Annotated in this window: 15 protein-coding genes; 13 read left to right on the top strand and 2 right to left on the bottom strand. The window is 64.9% G+C overall.

Annotation, left to right across the window (positions count from 1 at the left end; genetic code table 11):
• The first annotated feature begins 150 nt into the window (after positions 1 to 150).
• The 11 genes from uraH to FNA67_RS16300 all read left to right on the top strand — a co-directional run bounded on the left by uraH (position 151) and on the right by FNA67_RS16300 (position 14,903).
• A complete protein-coding gene (uraH, locus tag FNA67_RS16350; protein ID WP_147656971.1) occupies positions 151 to 513 on the top strand; it encodes a hydroxyisourate hydrolase in 363 nt (120 codons plus the stop codon).
• Positions 510 to 1,976 carry a xanthine dehydrogenase small subunit gene (gene xdhA, locus FNA67_RS16345; RefSeq protein WP_147656969.1) on the top strand — a complete coding sequence of 489 codons (1,467 nt, stop codon included), beginning with the start codon at positions 510 to 512 and terminating at the stop codon, positions 1,974 to 1,976. The genes uraH and xdhA overlap by 4 nt, the downstream gene beginning before the upstream one ends.
• Positions 1,973 to 4,294: a xanthine dehydrogenase molybdopterin binding subunit gene (gene xdhB, locus FNA67_RS16340; protein ID WP_147656967.1), complete on the top strand. Its 2,322-nt coding sequence runs from the start codon at positions 1,973 to 1,975 to the stop codon at positions 4,292 to 4,294. The genes xdhA and xdhB overlap by 4 nt, the downstream gene beginning before the upstream one ends.
• 151 nt (positions 4,295 to 4,445) lie before the next feature.
• Positions 4,446 to 5,309 (top strand): xanthine dehydrogenase accessory protein XdhC, encoded by an 864-nt coding sequence (xdhC, locus tag FNA67_RS16335; protein WP_147656965.1) that lies wholly within the window; start codon positions 4,446 to 4,448, stop codon positions 5,307 to 5,309.
• Positions 5,263 to 6,864 carry an ABC transporter ATP-binding protein gene (locus FNA67_RS16330; protein WP_147656963.1) on the top strand — a complete coding sequence of 534 codons (1,602 nt, stop codon included), beginning with the start codon at positions 5,263 to 5,265 and terminating at the stop codon, positions 6,862 to 6,864. The genes xdhC and FNA67_RS16330 overlap by 47 nt, the downstream gene beginning before the upstream one ends.
• Complete coding sequence (locus FNA67_RS16325; protein WP_244616370.1) at positions 6,848 to 7,930, top strand: ABC transporter permease; 1,083 nt, start codon at positions 6,848 to 6,850, stop codon at positions 7,928 to 7,930. The genes FNA67_RS16330 and FNA67_RS16325 overlap by 17 nt, the downstream gene beginning before the upstream one ends.
• Entirely contained in the window at positions 7,927 to 8,856 is a 930-nt protein-coding gene (locus FNA67_RS16320) for an ABC transporter permease (protein ID WP_049706158.1), read from the top strand. Before FNA67_RS16325 ends, FNA67_RS16320 begins: the two co-directional genes overlap by 4 nt.
• Positions 8,857 to 8,908: 52 nt before the next feature.
• A complete protein-coding gene (locus FNA67_RS16315) occupies positions 8,909 to 9,994 on the top strand; it encodes a BMP family ABC transporter substrate-binding protein (RefSeq protein WP_210246392.1) in 1,086 nt (361 codons plus the stop codon).
• A gap of 217 nt (positions 9,995 to 10,211) precedes the next feature.
• Positions 10,212 to 11,435: a urate hydroxylase PuuD gene (locus tag FNA67_RS16310; RefSeq protein WP_049706157.1), complete on the top strand. Its 1,224-nt coding sequence runs from the start codon at positions 10,212 to 10,214 to the stop codon at positions 11,433 to 11,435.
• Positions 11,432 to 12,727 carry a guanine deaminase gene (gene guaD, locus FNA67_RS16305; RefSeq protein ID WP_147656959.1) on the top strand — a complete coding sequence of 432 codons (1,296 nt, stop codon included), beginning with the start codon at positions 11,432 to 11,434 and terminating at the stop codon, positions 12,725 to 12,727. The genes FNA67_RS16310 and guaD overlap by 4 nt, the downstream gene beginning before the upstream one ends.
• 13 nt (positions 12,728 to 12,740) lie before the next feature.
• On the top strand, positions 12,741 to 14,903 hold the full coding sequence (locus FNA67_RS16300) for a malate synthase G (RefSeq protein WP_147656957.1): 2,163 nt from the start codon (positions 12,741 to 12,743) through the stop codon (positions 14,901 to 14,903).
• Between the two features lie 22 nt (positions 14,904 to 14,925).
• Here FNA67_RS16300 and ade read toward each other — a convergent pair whose 3' ends face one another.
• Positions 14,926 to 16,635, bottom strand: a complete 1,710-nt coding sequence (ade, locus tag FNA67_RS16295; protein WP_147656954.1) for an adenine deaminase — start codon at positions 16,633 to 16,635, stop codon at positions 14,926 to 14,928.
• On the opposite strand from ade, the gene FNA67_RS16290 reads away from it, so the two are divergent.
• Both FNA67_RS16290 and FNA67_RS16285 read left to right on the top strand, forming a co-directional pair.
• Positions 16,634 to 16,921: a hypothetical protein gene (locus FNA67_RS16290; RefSeq protein ID WP_147656952.1), complete on the top strand. Its 288-nt coding sequence runs from the start codon at positions 16,634 to 16,636 to the stop codon at positions 16,919 to 16,921. The genes ade and FNA67_RS16290 overlap by 2 nt on opposite strands.
• Positions 16,918 to 17,898 carry a DNA topoisomerase IB gene (locus tag FNA67_RS16285; protein ID WP_147656950.1) on the top strand — a complete coding sequence of 327 codons (981 nt, stop codon included), beginning with the start codon at positions 16,918 to 16,920 and terminating at the stop codon, positions 17,896 to 17,898. Before FNA67_RS16290 ends, FNA67_RS16285 begins: the two co-directional genes overlap by 4 nt.
• On the opposite strand, the gene FNA67_RS16280 is transcribed toward FNA67_RS16285, so the two are convergent.
• Positions 17,899 to 20,115, bottom strand: a complete 2,217-nt coding sequence (locus FNA67_RS16280; RefSeq protein ID WP_170267337.1) for a bifunctional diguanylate cyclase/phosphodiesterase — start codon at positions 20,113 to 20,115, stop codon at positions 17,899 to 17,901.
• Between the last annotated feature and the right edge of the window lie 62 nt (positions 20,116 to 20,177).

Genomic DNA, 20,177 nt, shown 5'->3' with positions numbered 1-20,177 from the left:
TCGGCTGGTTTGCCATGAGTTATGCCTCAAGCCTTCCCGATCACAACAGGTCAAAAGTGGACCAGTTGGTAAAAAATTGTGCGCTGCCTACTTGGAAGGCAGGCGTTTTTTTCCGATAGTCGGCATAGGCAAGCGAGGGATTATCGCCCAATGACGACTACCGGGCGTCTTACGACACACGTGCTCGATACCATGCACGGCAGGCCGGCCGCGGGAATGCGGATCGACCTGTTCATGGTCCATGGCGACCATACGCACCACCTGCTCTCCAGCTTTACGAACGCCGATGGGCGCGTCGACCAGCCGCTGCTCGATGGAGAGCGTTTCCATCCGGGTGCCTTCGAGCTCAATTTCCATGTCGGGCAGTATTTCGAGCGCATGGGCGTTGAGAGCGAGAACCCGTTCCTCGATATCGTGCCGGTGCGCTTCATCATGAGCGAAGAGGCCCACTACCACGTGCCGCTGCTGGTTTCGCCCTTCGCCTATTCCACCTATCGGGGAGCTGAGGGATGACCGATACCCGCTCCTTCGTGCGTTTCCTGCTGAACGAGGAAGAGGTCACGCTCTCGTCGTTCCCCGCCACGCGAACCCTGCTGGATTACCTGCGTCTCGACCGGGGCCTGGTCGGCTCCAAGGAAGGGTGCGCGGAAGGCGATTGCGGGGCCTGCACCGTGCTGGTCGGCCGCCTCAAGCGCGGCGAGCTCGTCTACGAGAGCGTGACGGCCTGCATCACCTTCCTGGCCTCGCTCGAAGGGTGCCATGTCGTCACCATCGAGCATCTGTCGGCGGCCAATGGCCCGCTCCATCCCGTCCAGCAGGCGATGGTCGATTATCACGGCTCCCAGTGCGGTTTCTGCACGCCGGGCATCGTGATGTCGCTCTATGGCCTGTGGATGCGCAAGCCCGACGCGAGCACCGGGGAGATCGAGACGGCGCTCCAGGGCAACCTCTGCCGCTGCACCGGCTATTCGCCGATCGTGCGCGCGGCCCACGCCATTTCGTCCTACGGCGCGGCCTCGGCCGATCCGCTCGTTGCCGAGCGCACCCGGATCAAGGCGCGCCTCGAGGGTTTCCGCGACGGCAAGCGCGTCGAGGTCGGCGAGGGCGGGGACCGCGTCATCGTCCCGGCCAGTCTCGACGACTTCGCGGAAGCCTATGCGGCCGAGCCATCGGCGACGGTCGTCGCCGGATCGACCGATGTCGGGCTCTGGGTCACCAAGTTCATGCGCGAGCTCGGCCCCCTGATTTTCGTGGGAAACCTGCCCGAACTACAGACCATCGAGGAAGGTCCGGGCGGCATCCGGCTGGGCGCTGGCGTCAGCTACACTGACGCGGCGCCCGTCATTACCCGCTACTTCCCGCAGCTTGCCGACTTCTGGAACCGGATCGGCGGCGAGCAGGTGCGCAACATGGGTACGGTGGGCGGCAATATCGCCAACGGCTCGCCTATCGGGGACAGCCCTCCGCCGCTGATCGTGCTGGGCGCCCACATCATCCTGCGCAAGGGCGCGGCGCGGCGCGAGGTGAAGCTGCGCGACTTTTTCATCGCCTATGGCAAGCAGGACCGGCAGCCGGGCGAGTTCGTCGAGAGCATCACCATTCCCGCCCTTCCGGCGGATGAGCATTTCGCCAGCTACAAGATTTCCAAGCGCAAGGACGAGGATATCTCTGCCCTTTGCGGAGCCTTCCGAGTCTTCGTCAATGATGTGGGAACTGTAGGCATGGCCCGCATTGCCTTCGGCGGCATGGCGGCGACGCCCAAGCGTGCCATCCATGTCGAAGAGGCGCTGGTCGGCAAGCCCTGGAGCATGGAAACCGTCGAAGCGGCCATCCCCGCCTTTGCCGAGGACTTCCAGCCGATCTCGGACATGCGCGCCTCGGCCGAATATCGCCTGCTTGCCGCGCAGAACCTGCTGCGGCGTTTCTTCCTCGAAACCCAGGGCGAAGCCTCGCGGCTGGAGCGGGGGGCGGCATGAACAAGCTCGATATCCGCAACACCGGCAAGCTGCACGAATCCACCAAGCACGATTCAGCCGATAAGCACGTCGCCGGCCGTGCCGAATACATCGACGACATCGTCGAACCCAAGGGCACGCTGCACGCCTATCTCGGCCTTTCGAGCCGCGCCCATGCCGAGATCGTTTCGATCGATCTCGAAGCCGTCCGCGCCGCGCCGGGCGTCGTCGGGGTTCTCACCGCTGCCGATATCCCAGGGGAGAACGACGTCTCCTCGCCCCACAAACATGACGATCCGGTGTTTGCGGAAGGCAAGGTGCAGTTCTACGGCCAGCCGATGTTTGCCGTCATCGGCACGACACGGGACGCCGCGCGCCGCGCGTCCAGGCTCGCCAAGATCGAATACCGCGATCTTCCCGCCCTGCTCTCGATGGAGGCTGCCGTCGAAGCCGGAGCCCGCCTCGTCACTGAGCCGCTCAAGCTCGAGCGCGGGGACGTGACCGCGGGACTGGCTGCCTCCGAACGCAGGGTCAAGGGCCGCGTCAAGATTGGCGGGCAGGAGCACTTCTATCTCGAAAGCCAGATCGCCCTTGCCCATCCGGGCGAGGACGACGACGTGGTGGTTTATTCCTCGACCCAGCATCCGAGCGAAATCCAGCTCATGGTCGCCCATGTTCTCGATGTTCCCCAGCACGCGGTCACCGTCAACGTGCGCCGCATGGGCGGCGGGTTCGGCGGCAAGGAGACGCACGGCAACCTCTTCGCGGCCGTCGCCGCGCTGGCCGCGCGCAAGTTCAATCGCGCCGTCAAGCTGCGTCCCGACCGGGACGACGACATGGCGGCCACCGGCAAGCGCCACGACTTCATGGTCGATTACGACGTCGGCTATAATTCGGACGGCAAGATTCAGGCGGTCACCGCTACCTATGCCGCCCGGGCGGGCTTTTCGGCCGACCTGTCGGGGCCGGTGACCGACCGTGCCCTGTTTCACTGCGACAATGCCTACTGGTATCCCGCGGTCCGCGTGAATTCGTTGCCGCTCTACACCAACACGGTCTCCAACACCGCGTTCCGCGGTTTCGGCGGGCCGCAGGGCCTGGTAGCCGCGGAGCGCTGGATCGAGGATATCGCCTACGACCTGGGCAAGGATCCGCTCGAGATCCGCAAGGCCAATTTCTACGGGATCGACGAGAACAACGTCACGCCCTACCACCAGGTGGTGGAAGACAACATAATCCACCGGATCGTGGAGGACATCGAGACCTCCTCGGACTACCAGGCGCGGCGCGCAGCGATCCTAGCGTTCAACAGGACCAGCAAGGTCCTCAAGAAGGGCATCGCGCTCACCCCGGTCAAGTTCGGCATCTCTTTTACCGCCACCTGGTACAATCAGGCCGGCGCGCTGGTGCATGTCTATCGCGACGGCTCGATTCACCTCAGCCATGGCGGTACCGAGATGGGGCAGGGGCTCCACACCAAGGTCGCGCAGGTTCTGGCCGATGCGTTCGGCGTTCCGCTGGACCGGGTCAGGATCAACGCCACCACCACCGGCAAGGTGCCCAATACCTCGGCCACAGCCGCATCCTCAGGCACCGACCTCAACGCCATGGCGGCGCTCGATGCTGCCAACCAGATCAAGACGCGGCTTCTTGCCCATGCCGCCGAGCAGCGCTCCCTGTCGCCCGATCAGGTGCTGTGGGAAGGCGCCGGCATTCGCGCCGGCGGTGAACATGTGAGTTTCGAGGACGCCGTGAGCTCGGCCTACATGGCCCGCGTCCAGCTTTCTGCCGCCGGTTTCTACAAGACCCCCAAGATTCATTGGGACCGCTCGACCGGTCGCGGGCGTCCCTTCTACTACTACGCCTATGGTGCTGCCGTATCGGAAGTGACCATCGATACCCTGACCGGTGAGTATCAGGTCGAGCGCGCCGACGTGCTCGAGGATGTCGGCCGCTCGCTCAATCCGGCGCTTGATATCGGCCAGGTCGAAGGTGGCTTCATCCAAGGCATGGGCTGGCTCACTACCGAGGAACTGGTCTGGGACGCCAAGGGCGAACTGCGCACCCACGCGCCCTCCACCTACAAGATCCCCGTCGCCTCCGATGTCCCGCCCGTCTTCAACGTGCGCCTTGCCGAGTGGTCGGTGAACCGGGAAGCGGCCATCGGCCGGTCCAAGGCCGTGGGCGAGCCGCCGCTATGCCTCGCCATGTCGGTGGTGGAGGCGCTTTCCATGGCCGTCGCCAGCGTCGCGGACTACAAGGTCGCCCCGCGCCTCGACATGCCGGTCACGCCAGAGCGCGTGCTGATGGGCGTCGAGCGCATGCGGGGGGCGAAATGATGGCCCCTGGCTCACCCCGACCCTCAATCCCTTCCCGCAGGGGGAAGGGAGGCGATGAGGCGCCCTCAGGCGGGCAGGTCTTCCTCCGTCTTGCGGGGCGGGAACAAGGGTGGGTGTGCCCCACCCGCCATCTCGCCAGCACGGCCCACCCATGACTCTGCGCGCCCCGGACATCGCCGCTTTCCTTTCGCGCGAACCGGTGGCCATTTGCGCCGAACTTCTCGTTGTGCGCGGCTCCTCGCCGCGCGAGGCCGGCGCCTTCATGCTTATCTCGCCCACTGCCATTCTCGGCACTATCGGCGGGGGCGCGCTCGAATATCTCGTGATCGACCACGCGCGGAAGGTCATGCGCGAGGGTCTGGCGCCCGATACCCTCGATATCCCGCTCGGGCCCGAGATCGGCCAGTGCTGCGGGGGGCGGGTCGAGGTCGGCCTTTTCAACATCACCCCGGCCAAGGCCCGGGAGATTGCCGCCCGTGTCGAAGCGGAAGACGCCTCCCGGCCCCACGTCTACGTCTTCGGTGCCGGCAATGTCGGCCAGTCGCTGGCTCGGGCGCTTGCGCTGCTGCCGGTGCGCGCGCACGTGGTCGACACCCGCCCCGACGAACTCATGGGCCTGCCCGATAACGTCGCCGCCATCGCGACGGCGCTCCCCGAATCTGTCGTGCGCAGCGCGCCGGAGGGATCGAGCTATGTCATCCTCACCCACGATCATGCCCTCGATTTCCTCATCGCGGCCGAAGCCCTCAAGCGCGAGGACGCGCCCTATGTCGGCATGGTGGGCTCGCGAACCAAGCGCGCGCGGTTCCACACCTGGTACAGCGCCGAGGGCGGCAGCGAAAAAGCCTTTCAACATTTGATTTTGCCCATTGGCCGGCAAGGTCTTGGGGACAAACGCCCCGAGGTTATTGCGGCGCTGGCGGTGGCTGAGATTTTGGTACACATTGGCAGTCGGGAAGCAATTCTGCATGCGCGGCGGGCCGAAGCGAAGTTGGGAGCCGCCTTTGGACGTTAGAGCGCCGCTGCGCCTGGAACTCGTCGGAATCACCAAGCAATTCCCCGGCGTTCTGGCCAACGACCATGTGAGCTTTGGCGTCAGGCCGGGCGAAATCCACGCACTTCTGGGCGAGAACGGCGCCGGCAAGTCGACGCTCGTCAAGATGATCTACGGGATCATGCAGCCCAATGCCGGCGAAATCCGCTGGAATGGGGTGGCCACGGTCATCCCCAACCCGAAATTCGCCCGCAAGCTCGGCATCGGCATGGTGTTCCAGCACTTCTCGCTTTTCGAGGCGATGACGGTGCTCGAGAACATCGCGCTGGGCATGGATGCCAAGATTCCCGCCCGCACCCTCGAAACCAGGGTGCGCGAGGTGATGGCGAACTATGACCTGAACCTCGATCCGCACCGCATCGTCTCCACGCTTTCGGTGGGCGAACGCCAGCGCATCGAGATCGTGCGCGCGCTCCTGCTCAACCCGAGCCTGCTTATCATGGACGAGCCGACTTCGGTGCTGACGCCCCAGGAAGTCGAGGCCCTCTTCCTCGTGCTGCGGAAGCTGGCCTCGGAGGGGTGCTCGATCCTCTACATCTCCCACAAGCTCCACGAGATCAAAGCCCTGTGCGATACAGCCACGATCCTGCGCGGCGGCAAGGTGGTCGATACGATCGACCCCAAGGTCGAGACCTCGCGCTCGATGGCTGAGAAGATGATCGGGGCCGGGCTCAAGGACATCGTCAAGCCCAAAGGGCGCGAGTTCGGCAAGGAGAAGCTGGTCGTCAATCGTCTCTCGATGGCGCCGGAAGGGCAGTTCGGCATGGCGCTGGACAATGTCACCTTCTCGGTCCGTGCCGGGGAAATCTTCGGCATCGCGGGCGTCGCCGGCAACGGGCAGAACCTGCTGCTCGATTCGCTTAGCGGCGAGCTGATCGCCGCCGACCCGAGCGCCATTACCATTGACGGTGCTCCGATCGGTGCTCTCAACCCCAATGCGCGGCGCAAGCAGGGCCTCTGCGCCGTGCCCGAAGAGCGCAACGGGCATGCGGCGGTTGGCGATTTCTCGCTCTCGGATAATTCGGTGCTCACCGCCCGCGACAGGCTGGGGATGGTCACCGCTGGTCTCATCCGGGCCGGCGCCGCCAAGACCTATACGGACGACGTGATTGTCTCGTTCGCGGTCAAGGCGCTGGGGCCGGGGGCTACGGCAGGGTCGCTTTCGGGCGGCAACCTGCAGAAATACATCATGGGCCGCGAGATCATGCAGAAGCCTTCGGTGTTCGTGGTCAGCCAGCCGACCTGGGGGGTCGATGCCGGCGCCGCCGCGGCCATCCATCAGGCGATCGTGGACCTGGCGACGACGGGATCGGCCATCGTGGTCATCTCGCAGGATCTCGACGAACTGCTGACGCTGTGCGACACGCTGGCCGTCATCAATGAGGGGCGCCTTTCCCATCCGCTCAAGGTTGGCGAGGCGTCGGTGGAAGAAATCGGCCTGCTCATGGGCGGTGTCCATGGCACGGCTGAGCAGGTGCATATCGCGCCGGGGGGCGACATTGCAGTTCAGGCTTGAAAAGCGGCTCCAACCGAGCCGGTTCATGCTCTATGCCACGCCGGTGGCGGCGGTGATCCTGACGATGATCGTCGGGGCGATCGTCTTCTCGGTGCTCGGCTATGACGGGCTGGGGGCGGTGCGCGAGATTTTCCTCACCCCGCTCACCAATCCCTACAAGTGGCAGGACCTGGCCGTTAAGTCGGCCCCGCTCATCATCATCGCGGTCGGGCTGGCTATCGGCTATCGCGCCAATGTGTGGAACATCGGGGCGGAGGGCCAGTACGTGGTCGGCGGGCTGGCAGGAACCGGCGTCGCCCTGGCCACCTACGACATGAGCGGCCCGTGGATCCTTCCGCTGATGATCCTGGCCGGCATCCTGGGCGGCATGGCCTGGATCGTGGTGCCCGCCTACCTGCGCACCCGGCTCAAGGTCAACGAGATCCTCACCACGCTGATGCTGACCTATGTCTCCATCCAGCTTCTCAACTACCTCGTGGCGGGGCCGTGGAAGAACCCGATGGGCATGGGCCAGCTCCAGACCAAGCTCTTCACCGACTACCAGACCTTGCCCTACATCATCCCCGGCACCATCGTGCAGCTGGGGACACCCATCGCCATCCTGGTGGCGCTGGTCGCCTGGTTCGTGATGTCGCGTTCGGTCTTCGGCTATGAAGTGCGCACGGTCGGTGCCGCGCCCCATGCGGCGCGCTATGGTGGGTTCGTCGCCAACAAGACCATCTGGGCCGTGATGCTGATCAGCGGCGGACTTGCCGGTCTCGCCGGGGTGCTCGAAGTCGCAGGCCCCTTCGGGCGCATGGTGCCGCAGTTCCCCACCAATTACGGGTTTACCGCCATCATCGTGGCGTTCCTTGGCCGCCTGCATCCGCTCGGCATCATCCTTTCGGGGCTGGTCATCTCCATCTCCTTCGTCGGCGGGGAGGTCGCGCAGACCACGATCGGGCTTCCCAATGCGGCGGTAGGCATCTTCCAGGCGCTGATGCTGTTCTTCATCCTCGCCAGCGACATTTTCGTGCGGTACCGCGTCAAGCGGGTCGTGCCGCAAACGGCGGAGAGCGCGGCATGAGCACCGATCTCATCATCGCCATCATCATCACCGTCGTCGGCGCGGCAACGCCGCTGCTGCTCGCGGCGCTGGGCGAACTCGTCGTCGAAAAGAGCGGCGTGCTCAACCTGGGCGTCGAGGGCATGATGCTCACGGGTGCCGTGGTGGCGTTCGCGGTCACCTATACCAGCGGCAATCCCTGGCTGGGCGTGCTGGCCTCGGCTTTTGCCGGCGCCGCCGTTTCCATGATCTTCGGCTTTCTCACGCTCTCGCTCTCATCGAACCAGGTGGCGACCGGGCTGGCGCTCACCATTTTTGGCACCGGCTTTTCGGCGCTTTTCGGCCAGCCGTTCACCGGCAAGCCGCTCGAGCCTTTCCGCTCCGTCTTTCCGTCCTGGCTTGCCAACGATCCAGTGTGGCGGGTGATCTTCGGCTATAGCCCGCTGGTCTATTTCTCGCTGATCATGGTGGCGGCGGTCGCCTGGTTCCTCACCCGTACGCGCCCGGGCCTCATTCTGCGCGCCGTGGGGGAAAGCGATACGTCGGCCCATTCCATCGGCTATTCGGTCATCGGCGTGCGCTACGCCGCGGTGGCCTTCGGCGGGGCCATGGCCGGCATTGCCGGCTCGTGCTTCCCGCTCATCCTCACCCCGCAATGGGTCGAGCGCCTGACCGCCGGACGCGGCTGGATCGCGCTGGCGCTGGTGGTGTTCGCCGCCTGGCGTCCGTACCGGCTGCTGCTGGGTGCCTATCTCTTCGGCCTGATTGCCACCATCGAGCTCTATGCCAAGGCCGCAGGCGGCAATTTCAAGATCATTCCATCCGAGGTGTGGGCGTCCATGCCCTACCTCGCCACCATTCTTGTGCTGGTCCTCATTTCGCTGCGGCGAAACGGCAGCTCAAGTGCTCCGGCCTGCCTCGGCAAGCCGTTTATCCCAACCAACTAATCCACTGGGGCCCCAAGGGAGGGCGCCAGATGCTGACAGGAGAGAGCCCCTAATGACCATCATTACCCGCCGCAACATGCTCAAGGCCGGCGCCGCGGCCGCGGCCCTGCCGCTCATCGGCATTCCGCGCGCCTTCGCGCAGGAAAAGCTCAAGGTCGCGTTCGTGCTCATCGGTTCGCCCGACGACAACGGCTGGAACTTCGGCCACGAACAGGGCCGCAAGAAGATGCTGGAAGCGATCGGGGCGGACAAGGTCGACACGACCGTCGTCACCAACGTCGCCGAAGGCCCCGATAGCGAGCGCGTGTTCCGCGAGCTGGCCCAGCAGGGCCACAAGCTGATCTACGCCACTTCGTTCGGCTACGGGGACTATGTCCACAAGGTCGCGAAGCAGTTCCCGGACGTCAAGTTCGAGTGGGCCACCGGCAACGCCACCGCCGCCAATGTCTCGACCTATAATGCGCGCTTCCACGAGGGCCGCGCCGTCATCGGCACCATCGCAGGCCTGATGACCAAGACCAACATCGGCGCCTATATCGGCTCGTTCCCGATCCCGGAAGTGCGCATGGGCATCAACGCCTTCGCCATTGCCGCTCGCAAGGTGAACCCCGAGTTCAAGCTCAAGGTCGTCTATGTGGATTCCTGGTTCGATCCGGCCAAGGAAGCTGACGCCGCCCGTGCCCTCATCGACCAGGGCGTGGATGTCATCACCCAGCACACCGACGGCCCGGCGGCCCTGCAGGTCGCCGAAGAACGCGGCATCGTTGGCGGGTTCGGCCAGGGCGCCGACATGAGCGCCTTCGCGCCGAATGCGCACCTGTCGGCCATCATCGACAACTGGGGTCCGCACTACATCAAGTCCGTGCAGTCCGTCCTCGATGGCACCTGGGTCGAAAGCTCGGTGTGGGATGGCCTGGCTTCGGGCGAAGTCGAGATCGGGCCCTTCAACAAGAAGATCCCGGCCGATGTCGTCGCCAAGGCCGAGGCCGTCAAGGCCGGCATCATCGACGGCTCGATCCATCCGTTCGCCGGTCCGCTCAAGGACAATACCGGTGCCGAACGCGTTGCTGCCGGCGACGTGATCGACGACGGTGAGTTCTGGGCCGTCGACTGGTACGTCGAAGGCGTCGAGGCCTAACATGCAAATGGCAGGGAGCGGCAGAGGACTGCCGCCCCTTGCCTCACTACGCCACTGACCTTCCCCGTGCGAGACGCGGGGCCTGTTGCACCGCTCCAGTCGAGCGGATGCATCCGTGGGTCCCGGCCTGAAAGCCGAGGAAGTGTGGTGGGGATACTCCTGAGACGCGGCTGCGCGACTCCGCCTCTCTCGCCGACCACCCTCTAGGACCTGACCGATGCCCGACTACATCATCTTTTGGGAATGGCTGAGCTTCGCGGTGCGCTGGGCGCACGTCATCACCGCGATCGCCTGGATCGGCTCGTCCTTCTACTTCATCGCGCTGGACCTGGGTCTCAGGAAGACCCCGAGCCTGCCCCCGCTCGCCCATGGCGAGGAATGGCAGGTGCACGGGGGCGGATTCTACCACATCCAGAAGTATCTGGTGGCGCCCGACTTCCTCCCCGAGCATCTCACCTGGTTCAAGTGGGAGAGCTATTTCACCTGGATCACCGGGGCGATGATGCTCGCGGTCATCTATTATGTCGGCGCCGACCTCTACCTCATCGACCGGCACGTGCTCGACGTGCCCAACTGGGTCGGCATCCTCATTTCCATCGGCTCGATCGGCTTCGGCTGGGTCGCCTACGATTTCCTCTGCAAGTCGCCCATCGGCAAGTCCACCACGGGCCTCATGCTGGTGCTCTTCGCCATTCTCACGGCCATGGCCTGGGCCTACACGCAGGTCTTCACCGGCCGCGCCGCCATGCTGCACATGGGCGCCTTCACCGCCACCATCATGGCCGCCAATGTCGCCATGATCATCATTCCCAACCAGAAGATCGTGGTCGCCGACCTAAAGGCCGGCAAGGTGCCCGACGCGAAGTACGGCAAGGTCGCCAAGCAGCGCTCGCTGCACAACAACTACCTGACGCTGCCCGTCATCTTCTTCATGCTTTCCAGCCACTACCCGCTGGCCTTCGCCACGCAGTGGAACTGGATCATTGCCTCGCTCATCTTCCTTGAAGGCGTGGTCATCCGCCATTTCTTCAATACGCGCCATGGTCGCAAGGGCAACCCGACCTGGACCTGGCCGGTGGCCGTGGTGATCTTCATCATCATCGCCTGGCTGTCCTCGGCGCCCAAGCTGGGCGATGCGCAGGAGGCCGTCGCCTCGCGCGCGGCCGAGCCGTTTCTCGCCGCCACCCATTTCGCGGCCGCCAAGGATGTCGTGATGGGGCGCTGCTCGATGTGCCATACGGCCGAGCCGTTCTATGAGGGGGTCTACGAGGCGCCCAAGAACGTGCATCTCGATAGCGACGCGGCCATTGCCAACCACGCCACCGAAATTGCCCTGCAGGCCGGGTTCTCCCACGCCATGCCGCCGGGGAACGTCACCGAAATCACGCCCGAAGAGCGCGAGCTGCTGCTGGCGTGGTATCGGGAAGGCTCCGGCAAATGAGCCGCACGATCCTTCGCGGGAGGGTCTTCACCTTCGTCGATGAGCCGCAGGGCATCGACGATACGGCCAGCTACCGCTACCTTGAGGATGGTGCCGTCACCATCGAGGCGGGCAAGGTCGTGGCGGTCGGCACCTACTCGCCGGCCGAGGCGGCTGGTTGCGAGGTTATCGACCACCGGCCCAACCTCATCCTTCCCGGCTTCATCGACCTGCACCTCCACTATGTGCAGATGCAGGTGATCGGGTCCTATGCCCCGGCGCTGCTGGACTGGCTGCACACCTATACGTTCGTGGAAGAGCAGAAGTTCGGCCGGCAGGGTCACGCGGAGGTCATTGCCGCCTCGTTCTTCGACGAACTGATCCGCAACGGCACCACGACGGCTGCGGCCTATTGCTCGGTGCATCCGCAATCGGTGGATGCCTTCTTCAGCGAGGCGGCACGCCGCAACATGCTCATGATCGGCGGCAAGGTCATGATGGATCGCAACGCGCCCGAGGCGCTCCTCGACACGGCGCAGTCCGGCTATGACGACACCCGGGCTCTCATCGCGCGCTGGCATGGCAAGGGCAGGGCGCATTATGCCATTTCGCCCCGCTTCGCCATCACCTCGACGCCGGCCCAGCTCGAGGCCTCGCGCGCGCTCGTGGCCGAGCACCCGGAGTGCTATGTCCAGACGCACCTCTCCGAGAACGACGCCGAGATCGCCTATTCCATGGAACTCTATCCGGATTCCAAGGACTATCTGGGCATTTACGAGGACTATGGCCTGTTGGGGCGCAAGACCCTGCTCGGTCATTCCATCCACCTCAATCATCGCGAGGCGCAGTGCATGGCAGAGACCGGCTCGGTCGCCGTCTTCTGCCCCACGTCCAACCTTTTCCTCGGCAGTGGCCTGTTTGACTACCAGCGCCTGCACAAGACCGGCGTGCGCATCGGCATCGCCACCGATATCGGCGGGGGCACGTCCACTTCGATGCTGCGCACGCTCGATGAGGCCTTCAAGGTCGTGCAGTTGCGCAAGCAGCAGCTCTCCCCGCTCAATTCCTTCTACCTGGCGACGTTGGGGAACGCCCGCGCGCTGGGGCTCGAAGACCGCATCGGCTCCATCGCTCCCGGGCGTGATGCTGACCTCGTCGTTCTCGATAGCAAGGCCATTGCGCACATGGCGCTGCGCATGCAGACGATTTCCGGGGTTGCCGAGGAGCTCTTCCTGTTGCAGACGATGGGGGATGACCGTTCCGTGCGCGAAGTGTATGTCGCGGGCGAGGCGCTGAAGTCCAAACTCAACTGACGGGGAGCAGGAATTGGCCGGATATGTCGAGAAGTCGGGGCTGAAGGTCGACTCCCTTCTGGTGGACTTCATCGAAAAGGAGGCGTTGCCGGGAACCAAGGTCGATCCCACCCGCTTCTGGCTCGGGCTGGCGCTCTATGTGGCGCATTTCGCCCCCCGCAACCGCGCGTTCCTCGCCATTCGGGATAACCTGCAGACCCAGATCGATGACTGGCATCGCGTGCATGGGCCGGTCGCCAACAATCCGGCCGCCTATCAGGCCTTCCTGCGCGAGATCGGCTATGTCGTGCGCGAGCCGGAGGATTTCTCGATCGAGACCACGGGGCTCGATCCGGAGATTTCCCAGATCTGCGGCCCTCAGCTCGTGGTGCCGGTTTCCAACGCCCGCTACGCACTCAATGCCGCCAATGCCCGTTGGGGCAGCCTTTTCGATGCGCTCTACGGTACCGATGCCATTTCCCAGGAGGGGGCGTTGGCGCCCGACAAGGGCTACAATCCGGAGCGCGGGGCGGCGGTGTTCGCGCGGGCAGCCGAGTTCCTCGACGAAGCCTTCCCGCTCGCTTCGGGAAGCCACGGGGATGTGACGAGCTACGCGCTCGACTACGCCAATGGGATGTGCGGGCTCGTCATCGACGGCGGCAGCAAGCAATTGGCCGATCCTTCCCAATTCGTGGGCTACCGGCAGGTCGGGGAGGAGCTGGTGCTCCTCTTGAAGCACAATGGCCTCCATGTCGAAATCAATGTCGACCGGGCCAATCCCATCGGCAAGACGCACAAGGCCGGCGTCGCCGACATCGTGGTCGAGAGCGCGGTGACCACCATCCAGGATTGCGAGGATTCGGTGGCCGCGGTCGATGCCGCCGACAAGGTCGCGGTCTACCGCAACTGGCTGGGCCTGATGAATGGCACGCTCGAGGAGACCTTCGAGAAGGGCGGCAAGACCATCACGCGCCGTCTCAATGCCGACCGGGCCTATACCGCCCTCAACGGGGCGACACTGACCCTCAAGGGGCGCTCGCTGCTGCTGGTGCGCAATGTCGGGCACCTGATGACGACCAAGGCCATCCTCGACCAGGACGGGCAGGAGATCGGCGAGGGGCTGATGGATGCCGTGGTCACCACGCTCTGCGCCCTCCACGACAAGACCAATTCGGCCACCGGCGCCATCTATATCGTCAAGCCCAAGATGCACGGGCCCGACGAAGTCCAGTTCTCCTGCGACATCTTCGGGGGCGTCGAAAAGCTGCTCGGGCTCGCGGACAACACCATCAAGATCGGCATCATGGACGAGGAGCGCCGTACCAGCGCCAACCTCAAGGCCTGCATTCACGCCGCGCGGCATCGCGTCTTCTTCATCAACACCGGGTTTCTCGACCGCACGGGCGACGAAATCCATACCTCGATGGAAGCAGGTCCAGTTCTGCGCAAGGACGACATCAAGGCCGAGAAGTGGATCGCCGCCTACGAGGATCGCAATGTCCTCATTGGGCTCGCCTGCGGTTTTTCGGGCAAGGCCCAGATCGGCAAGGGCATGTGGGCCAAGCCCGACGCCATGGCCGAGATGCTCAAAGCGAAGATCGGCCACCCGCGTTCGGGCGCCAACACCGCCTGGGTGCCTTCGCCCACCGCCGCCACGCTCCACGCGCTGCACTATCACGAGGTCAACGTCTTCGAAGCCCAGAAGCGGCGCCATAACGAGGCGACGCCGGGTCTCGACGTGCTGTTCTCCATGCCGGTCCTCGACCCCTCCACGCTCTCGCGCGAGGAAATCGAGCGTGAGCTGGAGAACAACAGCCAGGGCATCCTGGGTTACGTCGTGCGCTGGGTGCAGCAGGGCGTGGGCGTGTCCAAGGTTCCCGACATCAACAATGTCGGGCTCATGGAGGATCGCGCCACCTGTCGCATTTCGAGCCAGGCCATCGCCAACTGGCTGCGCCATGGCGTGGTCAGCAAGGACGAAGTGGTTTCGACCTTCGAGCGCATGGCCGCGGTCGTTGACGAGCAGAACGCAGGCGATCCGATCTATCGGCCGATGGCAGGCAACTTCCAGTCGATCGCTTTCCTGGCCGCGCTCGACCTGGCGCTCCACGGCGCCGAGCAGCCCTCCGGCTATACCGAACCGATCCTCCACAAGCGCCGCCTGCAGGTGAAGGCCCGCGACGCAGCGCGGGCCTGATCGGCCGGGGCGCGCGCGACCCCTAGCTCACGAAGTCGAAGGCGTCGACGTCGAAGAGGCCGCGATCGGTCATCTTGAGGTGCGGGATGACGGGCAGGGCGAGGAACGCAACCTGCAGGAAGGGTTCGGGCAGGACACAGCCCAAGGCCTGGGCGGCCCCACGCATATGCTCGAGCTGGCGCGCGACCGCCTCGAAGGGTTCAAGGCTCATCAGCCCCGCGATCGGCAGCGCCAGTTCCGCCGTGATCCGGCCCTCCTGGGCCACCACGAATCCACCGCGCAGCTCGCGGATACGGTTGACCGCCAGGGCCATGTCGTCATCGTTGACGCCCACCACGGTGACGTTGTGGCTATCATGGCCGACCGAGGAAGCGATGGCGCCCGACTTGATGCCGAAGCCCTTGACGAAGCCGTGCCCGACATTGCCGTTCTTGCCGTGCCGCTCGACTACCGCGACCTTGATCACGTCCTGGGCGGTGTCGGGCTGCAGGCCCGTGTCGTCCTGCGCCAGCGCGGCGCTGTCGCGGAAGGTGAGGATCAGGCCGGGCTTGACCCCGATGACCGGGGTTTCGTTGCGCCCCGGTCGGGCCGGAGAGTGGAAGGTCTGGGCGGTCACGGGCCGGGCCTTCATGGAATCGAGCCCGACCGGTTCCACCGGGCGACGCTCGGCAAAAAGCTCGGGCACGACCAGTCGGCCGCCGGTGACGACATCGCTCACCCGGCACTCTTCAAGGCTATCGAGCAGGGCGATGTCGGCGCGCCAGCCCGGTCCCAGCAGGCCTCGGTCGCGCAGCCCGAAAATGGTGGCCGCCGAGTGGCTGGCGGCGCGATAGACGTGATGCAGCGGGCGGCCCCTGGCGATCAGCCTGCGGATCGAGGAATCGAGGTGTCCTTCCTCAGCGATATCGAGCGGGTTGCGGTCGTCGGTGCACAGGGCCACGAAGCTGGAAGTGTTCTCGTCGAGGATTTCGGCCAGGGCCTCCAGGTCCTTGGAGACCGATCCTTCGCGGATGAGGATCGCCATGCCCTTGGAGAGCTTTTCGCGGGCCTCGCGGGCGCTTGTGGCTTCATGGTCGGTGCGGATGCGGGCAGCGAGATAGCCGTTGAGGTCGAGCCCCGAGAGCAGCGGGGAATGGCCGTCGATATGACCGTCCTGGAAAGCGTGCAGTTTGTCGATGACATCCGGGTCGGTCGCCACGACGCCCGGAAAGTTCATGAACTCGGCGAGCCCGATGACCTTGGGATGATCGCGGAACGGCAGGAGGTCGGCGATGAGCAGCTCGGCGCCCGAGGTCTCGAAGGCCGTTGCCGGAACGCAGGAGGAAAGGTTGACCCGCATATCCATCACCGTCTGCTCGGCACAGTCGAGGAAATAGCGCAGGCCCTGGGCGCCAAGCACGTTGGCGATCTCGTGCGGGTCGCAGATGATGGTGGTCACTCCGTGCGGCAGCACGCAGCGGTCAAACTCGAACGGGGTCACGAGTGAGGATTCGATATGCAGGTGCGTGTCGATGAAGCCGGGCACGGCGAAGCGGCGACGCCCGTCGATCTCGACCTTGCCCTGATAGGCGGCGTGCGTGCCCACGATGCGGTCGGCGACGATGGCGATGTCGGTCTCGGTGATCGCCCCCGTGATCACGTCGAGCATCCGCACGTCCTTTATGACCAGATCGGCGGGTTCCTTGCCTGCCCCCGCCCTGATCATGCGCGTGAGGGTTTGCTTTGAGGTCATGACGCTACCGGCCTTCGCTAGTCAAAAAAAACACTTTGCCGTTCGGGTAGCCCCGGTCAAGGGGGAGGGGAACCGCGGGCGATTGCTGGCGTTGGTGATTTCGAAACAAAAGAAAGGCGCCACCATGCCAACCTATGATCCGCACAAGTCCACAACCGAAGTCCGCCAGGGCAACCGACGGCTCATGAACATGCGGGTCCTGGTGTTTTCGCTGATCGGCATCGTGCTGCTCTTTGGCATTCTCTATCTCGTATTCGCCCTCAGCGCGCCGCCGACCGCGCAATGAGCGCGAGGCTTCGCAAGGTCACCCGCGACGACCTGACCATCGTCAGGAAACGGCGCGGGCGCGGTTTCTGCTTCCTCGACGCTACCGGCAAGCTGGTGTGCGATGCCCCATTTAAGCAGCGCATGGCCGACCTGGCGATTCCGCCTGCCTGGCGGGACGTGCATGTGGCGCCCCGTGCCAACGACCACATCCAGTGCGTGGGGATCGATGAGGCCGGGCGGGCGCAGTACATATATCATCCCGATTGGGAGGTGCGCCGGTCGGCGCGCAAACAGCGGCGGCTGGCGGCCCTCTCGGCGGCGCTGCCGCGTATCCGTCGCCGCGTTCGCAAGGACCTCGGCGCGCCGGCCGGGTCGGCGGAATTGGCCCAGGCCATTGCCGTCGCCCTTATCGATAGAACGGCGATGCGGGTGGGCAGCGAGCAATATTTGCGTGCCAACGGCACGCGCGGCGCGGCAACGCTGTTTTCGCGCGATGTCGTGGTTGACGGCGACAGGGTGGAGCTTGCCTTCGTCGCCAAGGGTGGCAAGCGCACGGCCTATGCGCTCAAGGACCGGGCGCTGGCCGACGCCATTGCGCGGATCAAGGCTCTGCCGGGGAAACGCCTTCTCGTCTATCGGGACGCGGACGGCATCGTGCCGTTGCGCACCAGGACCATCAACACGTATCTGCGCCAGATCACGGGTGCCGACATTTCGGCCAAGGATTTCCGTACGCTGCGTGCCAGCGCGCTCGCCGCCGAGGTCTTGGCGAGCATGGAGCCCGGGGCTTCGGAATCGGCACGAAAGCGGCAGATCGCCGGGGTCGCCCGCCAGGTGGCGGAAGTGTTGCGCAACACGCCCGCCATCAGCCGCAAAAGCTACATCGCCCCGGCGCTGTTCCAGCTCTTTGACAGCGGCAAACTGCAGATGCTCTGGTCGGCCTCCCGCGGGCGGGCCGAGGAACGCCTTGGTATCCTCCTGGCGGAGGTGGCCTGATCAGGCCACCCGGCGCCGCCGTGTCCTCGTCCTGGCGTGGCCTTCGGCAAAGAGTTCCGCCGCTTTTTCTGGGCTCACGGGAGCCGAGAGCAGGTAGCCCTGGATGGTGTTGCAGCCCATGTCGCGGAGCACGCCGAGCTGCGTCTCGGTCTCGACGCCCTCCGCCGTCACCTCGATCCCCATGGCATGGGCCAGGGTCACCATGGCCTGGACGATGGCCGAGGAGGTCTGGTCTTCGCCCAGTTGGCTGATGAACGACCGGTCGATCTTGATGCGGTCAACGGCATAGCGCTTGAGGTAGTTGAGCGAGGAGTAGCCGGTGCCGAAGTCGTCGAGCGCGATCTTGATGCCGGCCGCGCGGAAGGTGCGCAGGGTTTCGGTGGTCACCGTTTCGTCCTGGAGCAGGATGCCTTCGGTGATTTCGAGCTCGAGGTCGCAGGGGCGCATGCCGGTCAGCGCCAGGAGCTCGAAGATGCGCGACTGGAACTTCGGATTGCGCAACTGCGCGGGCGAAATGTTGACGGCGATGGTGCGCTCGGGCCAGCGCCCGCCCATCTCCATCGAGCGGCGCAGCACCGCATCGCCCAGATCCTCGATGAGGCCGGAGCTTTCGGCCACCGGGATGAACTGGCCCGGCGAGATCGGGCCGTATTTGGGGTGCGTCCAGCGGGCGAGGGCCTCGGCCCCGATCACCTTGCCATTGGCATCGAACAGCGGCTGGAAGGCCACCGAGAGCTGGTCGTCACGCCGCAGGGCCTCGCGCAGTTCGGCTTCGACGGTATGGCGTAGCTGAAGCAGTTCGTTCATATGCTCGTGGAAGACCACGGCCCGGTTGCGCCCGGCGGCCTTGGCTTCATAAAGCGCGATGTCGGCCTTGCGCACCAGGTCGTGGCGCGAAGCGGCGGGGTCGGTGTTGCAGATGATGCCGATAGAGACGCCTACGAAGACCTCGCCACCCTCGATGGGGAATGGCTTGGCCATGGCTTCGATGACGCGCTCGGCCCGCCGCTGGGCGTCGGCTTCCCCGGCGCTGCTGTGGCAGATGACGGCGAATTCGTCGCCGCCGATGCGGGCGATGAACTCGAGCCCGTGCGTGAGCTCGATAAGGCGTTCGGCCACGAGCTGGATCAGCTGGTCGCCGGCATGATGCCCGCGGGTGTCGTTGACCTGCTTGAAGCGGTCGAGATCGAGAATGAAGAGCGTTACCGGCCGGGCGCGACCCATGGCGCCGATGGCCTTGCTCAGCGTCTCCTCGAAGAGGCTGCGGTTGGGCAGGCCGGTCAGCGTGTCGTGATGGGCCAGGTGCTGGGCGGCGCGACGGCCGTCCTCGATGGCCTGGGTGGAGTTCCAGAGCTTGGCGATCAGCATGATGATCACCACGCCGCCCACGAGGAAAGCGATGCCGAGCACCGGCAGTGTCTCGAGCAGCGTACGGTGGCCGGGACGGTCGGGCTGCCACTGGAAGAAGGCGATCAGGCGGCCCGAATTGTTGAGAATGGGGAACAGCGCCCGGTCGTCCTTTGGGTCGGTGGCGCGCGAGAACCCTGCCTGGCTGAGCGGATAGCGGTTCTCGATATCGTGGGCGAAGCTGGCGTTGAGGAAGCGCACGCTCACGTGGAGGAAGTGCGATCCCGGTTCCTGCTGGATGGCCCCGCTATCGGACATCAAGGGCATGACGCTGATGATGGCGGGGAAACCCGAGACCATGGCGAAGTCCGAGACGTGGGGAACGCGACGGGCGGCGCCCGTCTCGAAGGCTTTGAGCCCCCCATATGCAATCAGTTCGCGCATGCGGGCTACCAGCGGCTCGTAGGCTTCTCGATCGCGGTCGTAGACCTCGGTCATCGAGGTGGTACCTGCGCTCATCGCGTAGACCGGCTGGTCCTTGGCATTGAGCAGGAACGCGCGGTCGTGGCCGAAATATTCGTGCATCCACAGGCCAAGATTGGCATCGACCCAGGACTGGTTGTACTTGAGCTTGGTGTTGATGATGGTGGTATCGCGCGCCGCGACGCTTTCCTGGTCGTGGGGCAACAGTTCGAGCTGCTCGGAAAGCACCTTGTTGACCATGACCGTCTCGCGCTCGAGGGCGCGCTGGTCGCTGTTGGCGGTGGACCACAGCACGAAGCCGAGCACCCCCGCCATGACGAGCAGCAGCGACAACACTACCGGCGCCAGTATGCTGGCGGATAAGTGCCAGCCTTTCCAAGTGGTCAATCTCATATCTTGGGCCGCCCCCCAGACGATATTTTCTAGTTTGCGTCCGCTAAACTTGCGGA

The organism is Youhaiella tibetensis, from assembly GCF_008000755.1.
Classification (GTDB): Bacteria; Pseudomonadota; Alphaproteobacteria; order Rhizobiales; family Devosiaceae; genus Paradevosia; species Paradevosia tibetensis.
This window is presented reverse-complemented; position numbering and strand designations above follow the sequence as displayed.

Bases quoted from the DNA above. Each gene is read 5' to 3' on its own strand.
- ade (WP_147656954.1), bottom strand. From the start codon at position 16,635: ATGACCTCAAAGCAAACCCTCACGCGCATGATCAGGGCGGGGGCAGGC.
- FNA67_RS16310 (WP_049706157.1), top strand. From the start codon at position 10,212: ATGCCCGACTACATCATCTTTTGGGAATGGCTGAGCTTCGCGGTGCGC.
- FNA67_RS16285 (WP_147656950.1), top strand. From the start codon at position 16,918: ATGAGCGCGAGGCTTCGCAAGGTCACCCGCGACGACCTGACCATCGTC.
- FNA67_RS16330 (WP_147656963.1), top strand. From the start codon at position 5,263: ATGCGCGGCGGGCCGAAGCGAAGTTGGGAGCCGCCTTTGGACGTTAGA.
- xdhA (WP_147656969.1), top strand. From the start codon at position 510: ATGACCGATACCCGCTCCTTCGTGCGTTTCCTGCTGAACGAGGAAGAG.
- FNA67_RS16320 (WP_049706158.1), top strand. From the start codon at position 7,927: ATGAGCACCGATCTCATCATCGCCATCATCATCACCGTCGTCGGCGCG.
- xdhB (WP_147656967.1), top strand. From the start codon at position 1,973: ATGAACAAGCTCGATATCCGCAACACCGGCAAGCTGCACGAATCCACC.
- FNA67_RS16315 (WP_210246392.1), top strand. From the start codon at position 8,909: ATGACCATCATTACCCGCCGCAACATGCTCAAGGCCGGCGCCGCGGCC.
- xdhC (WP_147656965.1), top strand. From the start codon at position 4,446: ATGACTCTGCGCGCCCCGGACATCGCCGCTTTCCTTTCGCGCGAACCG.
- guaD (WP_147656959.1), top strand. From the start codon at position 11,432: ATGAGCCGCACGATCCTTCGCGGGAGGGTCTTCACCTTCGTCGATGAG.
- FNA67_RS16290 (WP_147656952.1), top strand. From the start codon at position 16,634: ATGACGCTACCGGCCTTCGCTAGTCAAAAAAAACACTTTGCCGTTCGG.
- uraH (WP_147656971.1), top strand. From the start codon at position 151: ATGACGACTACCGGGCGTCTTACGACACACGTGCTCGATACCATGCAC.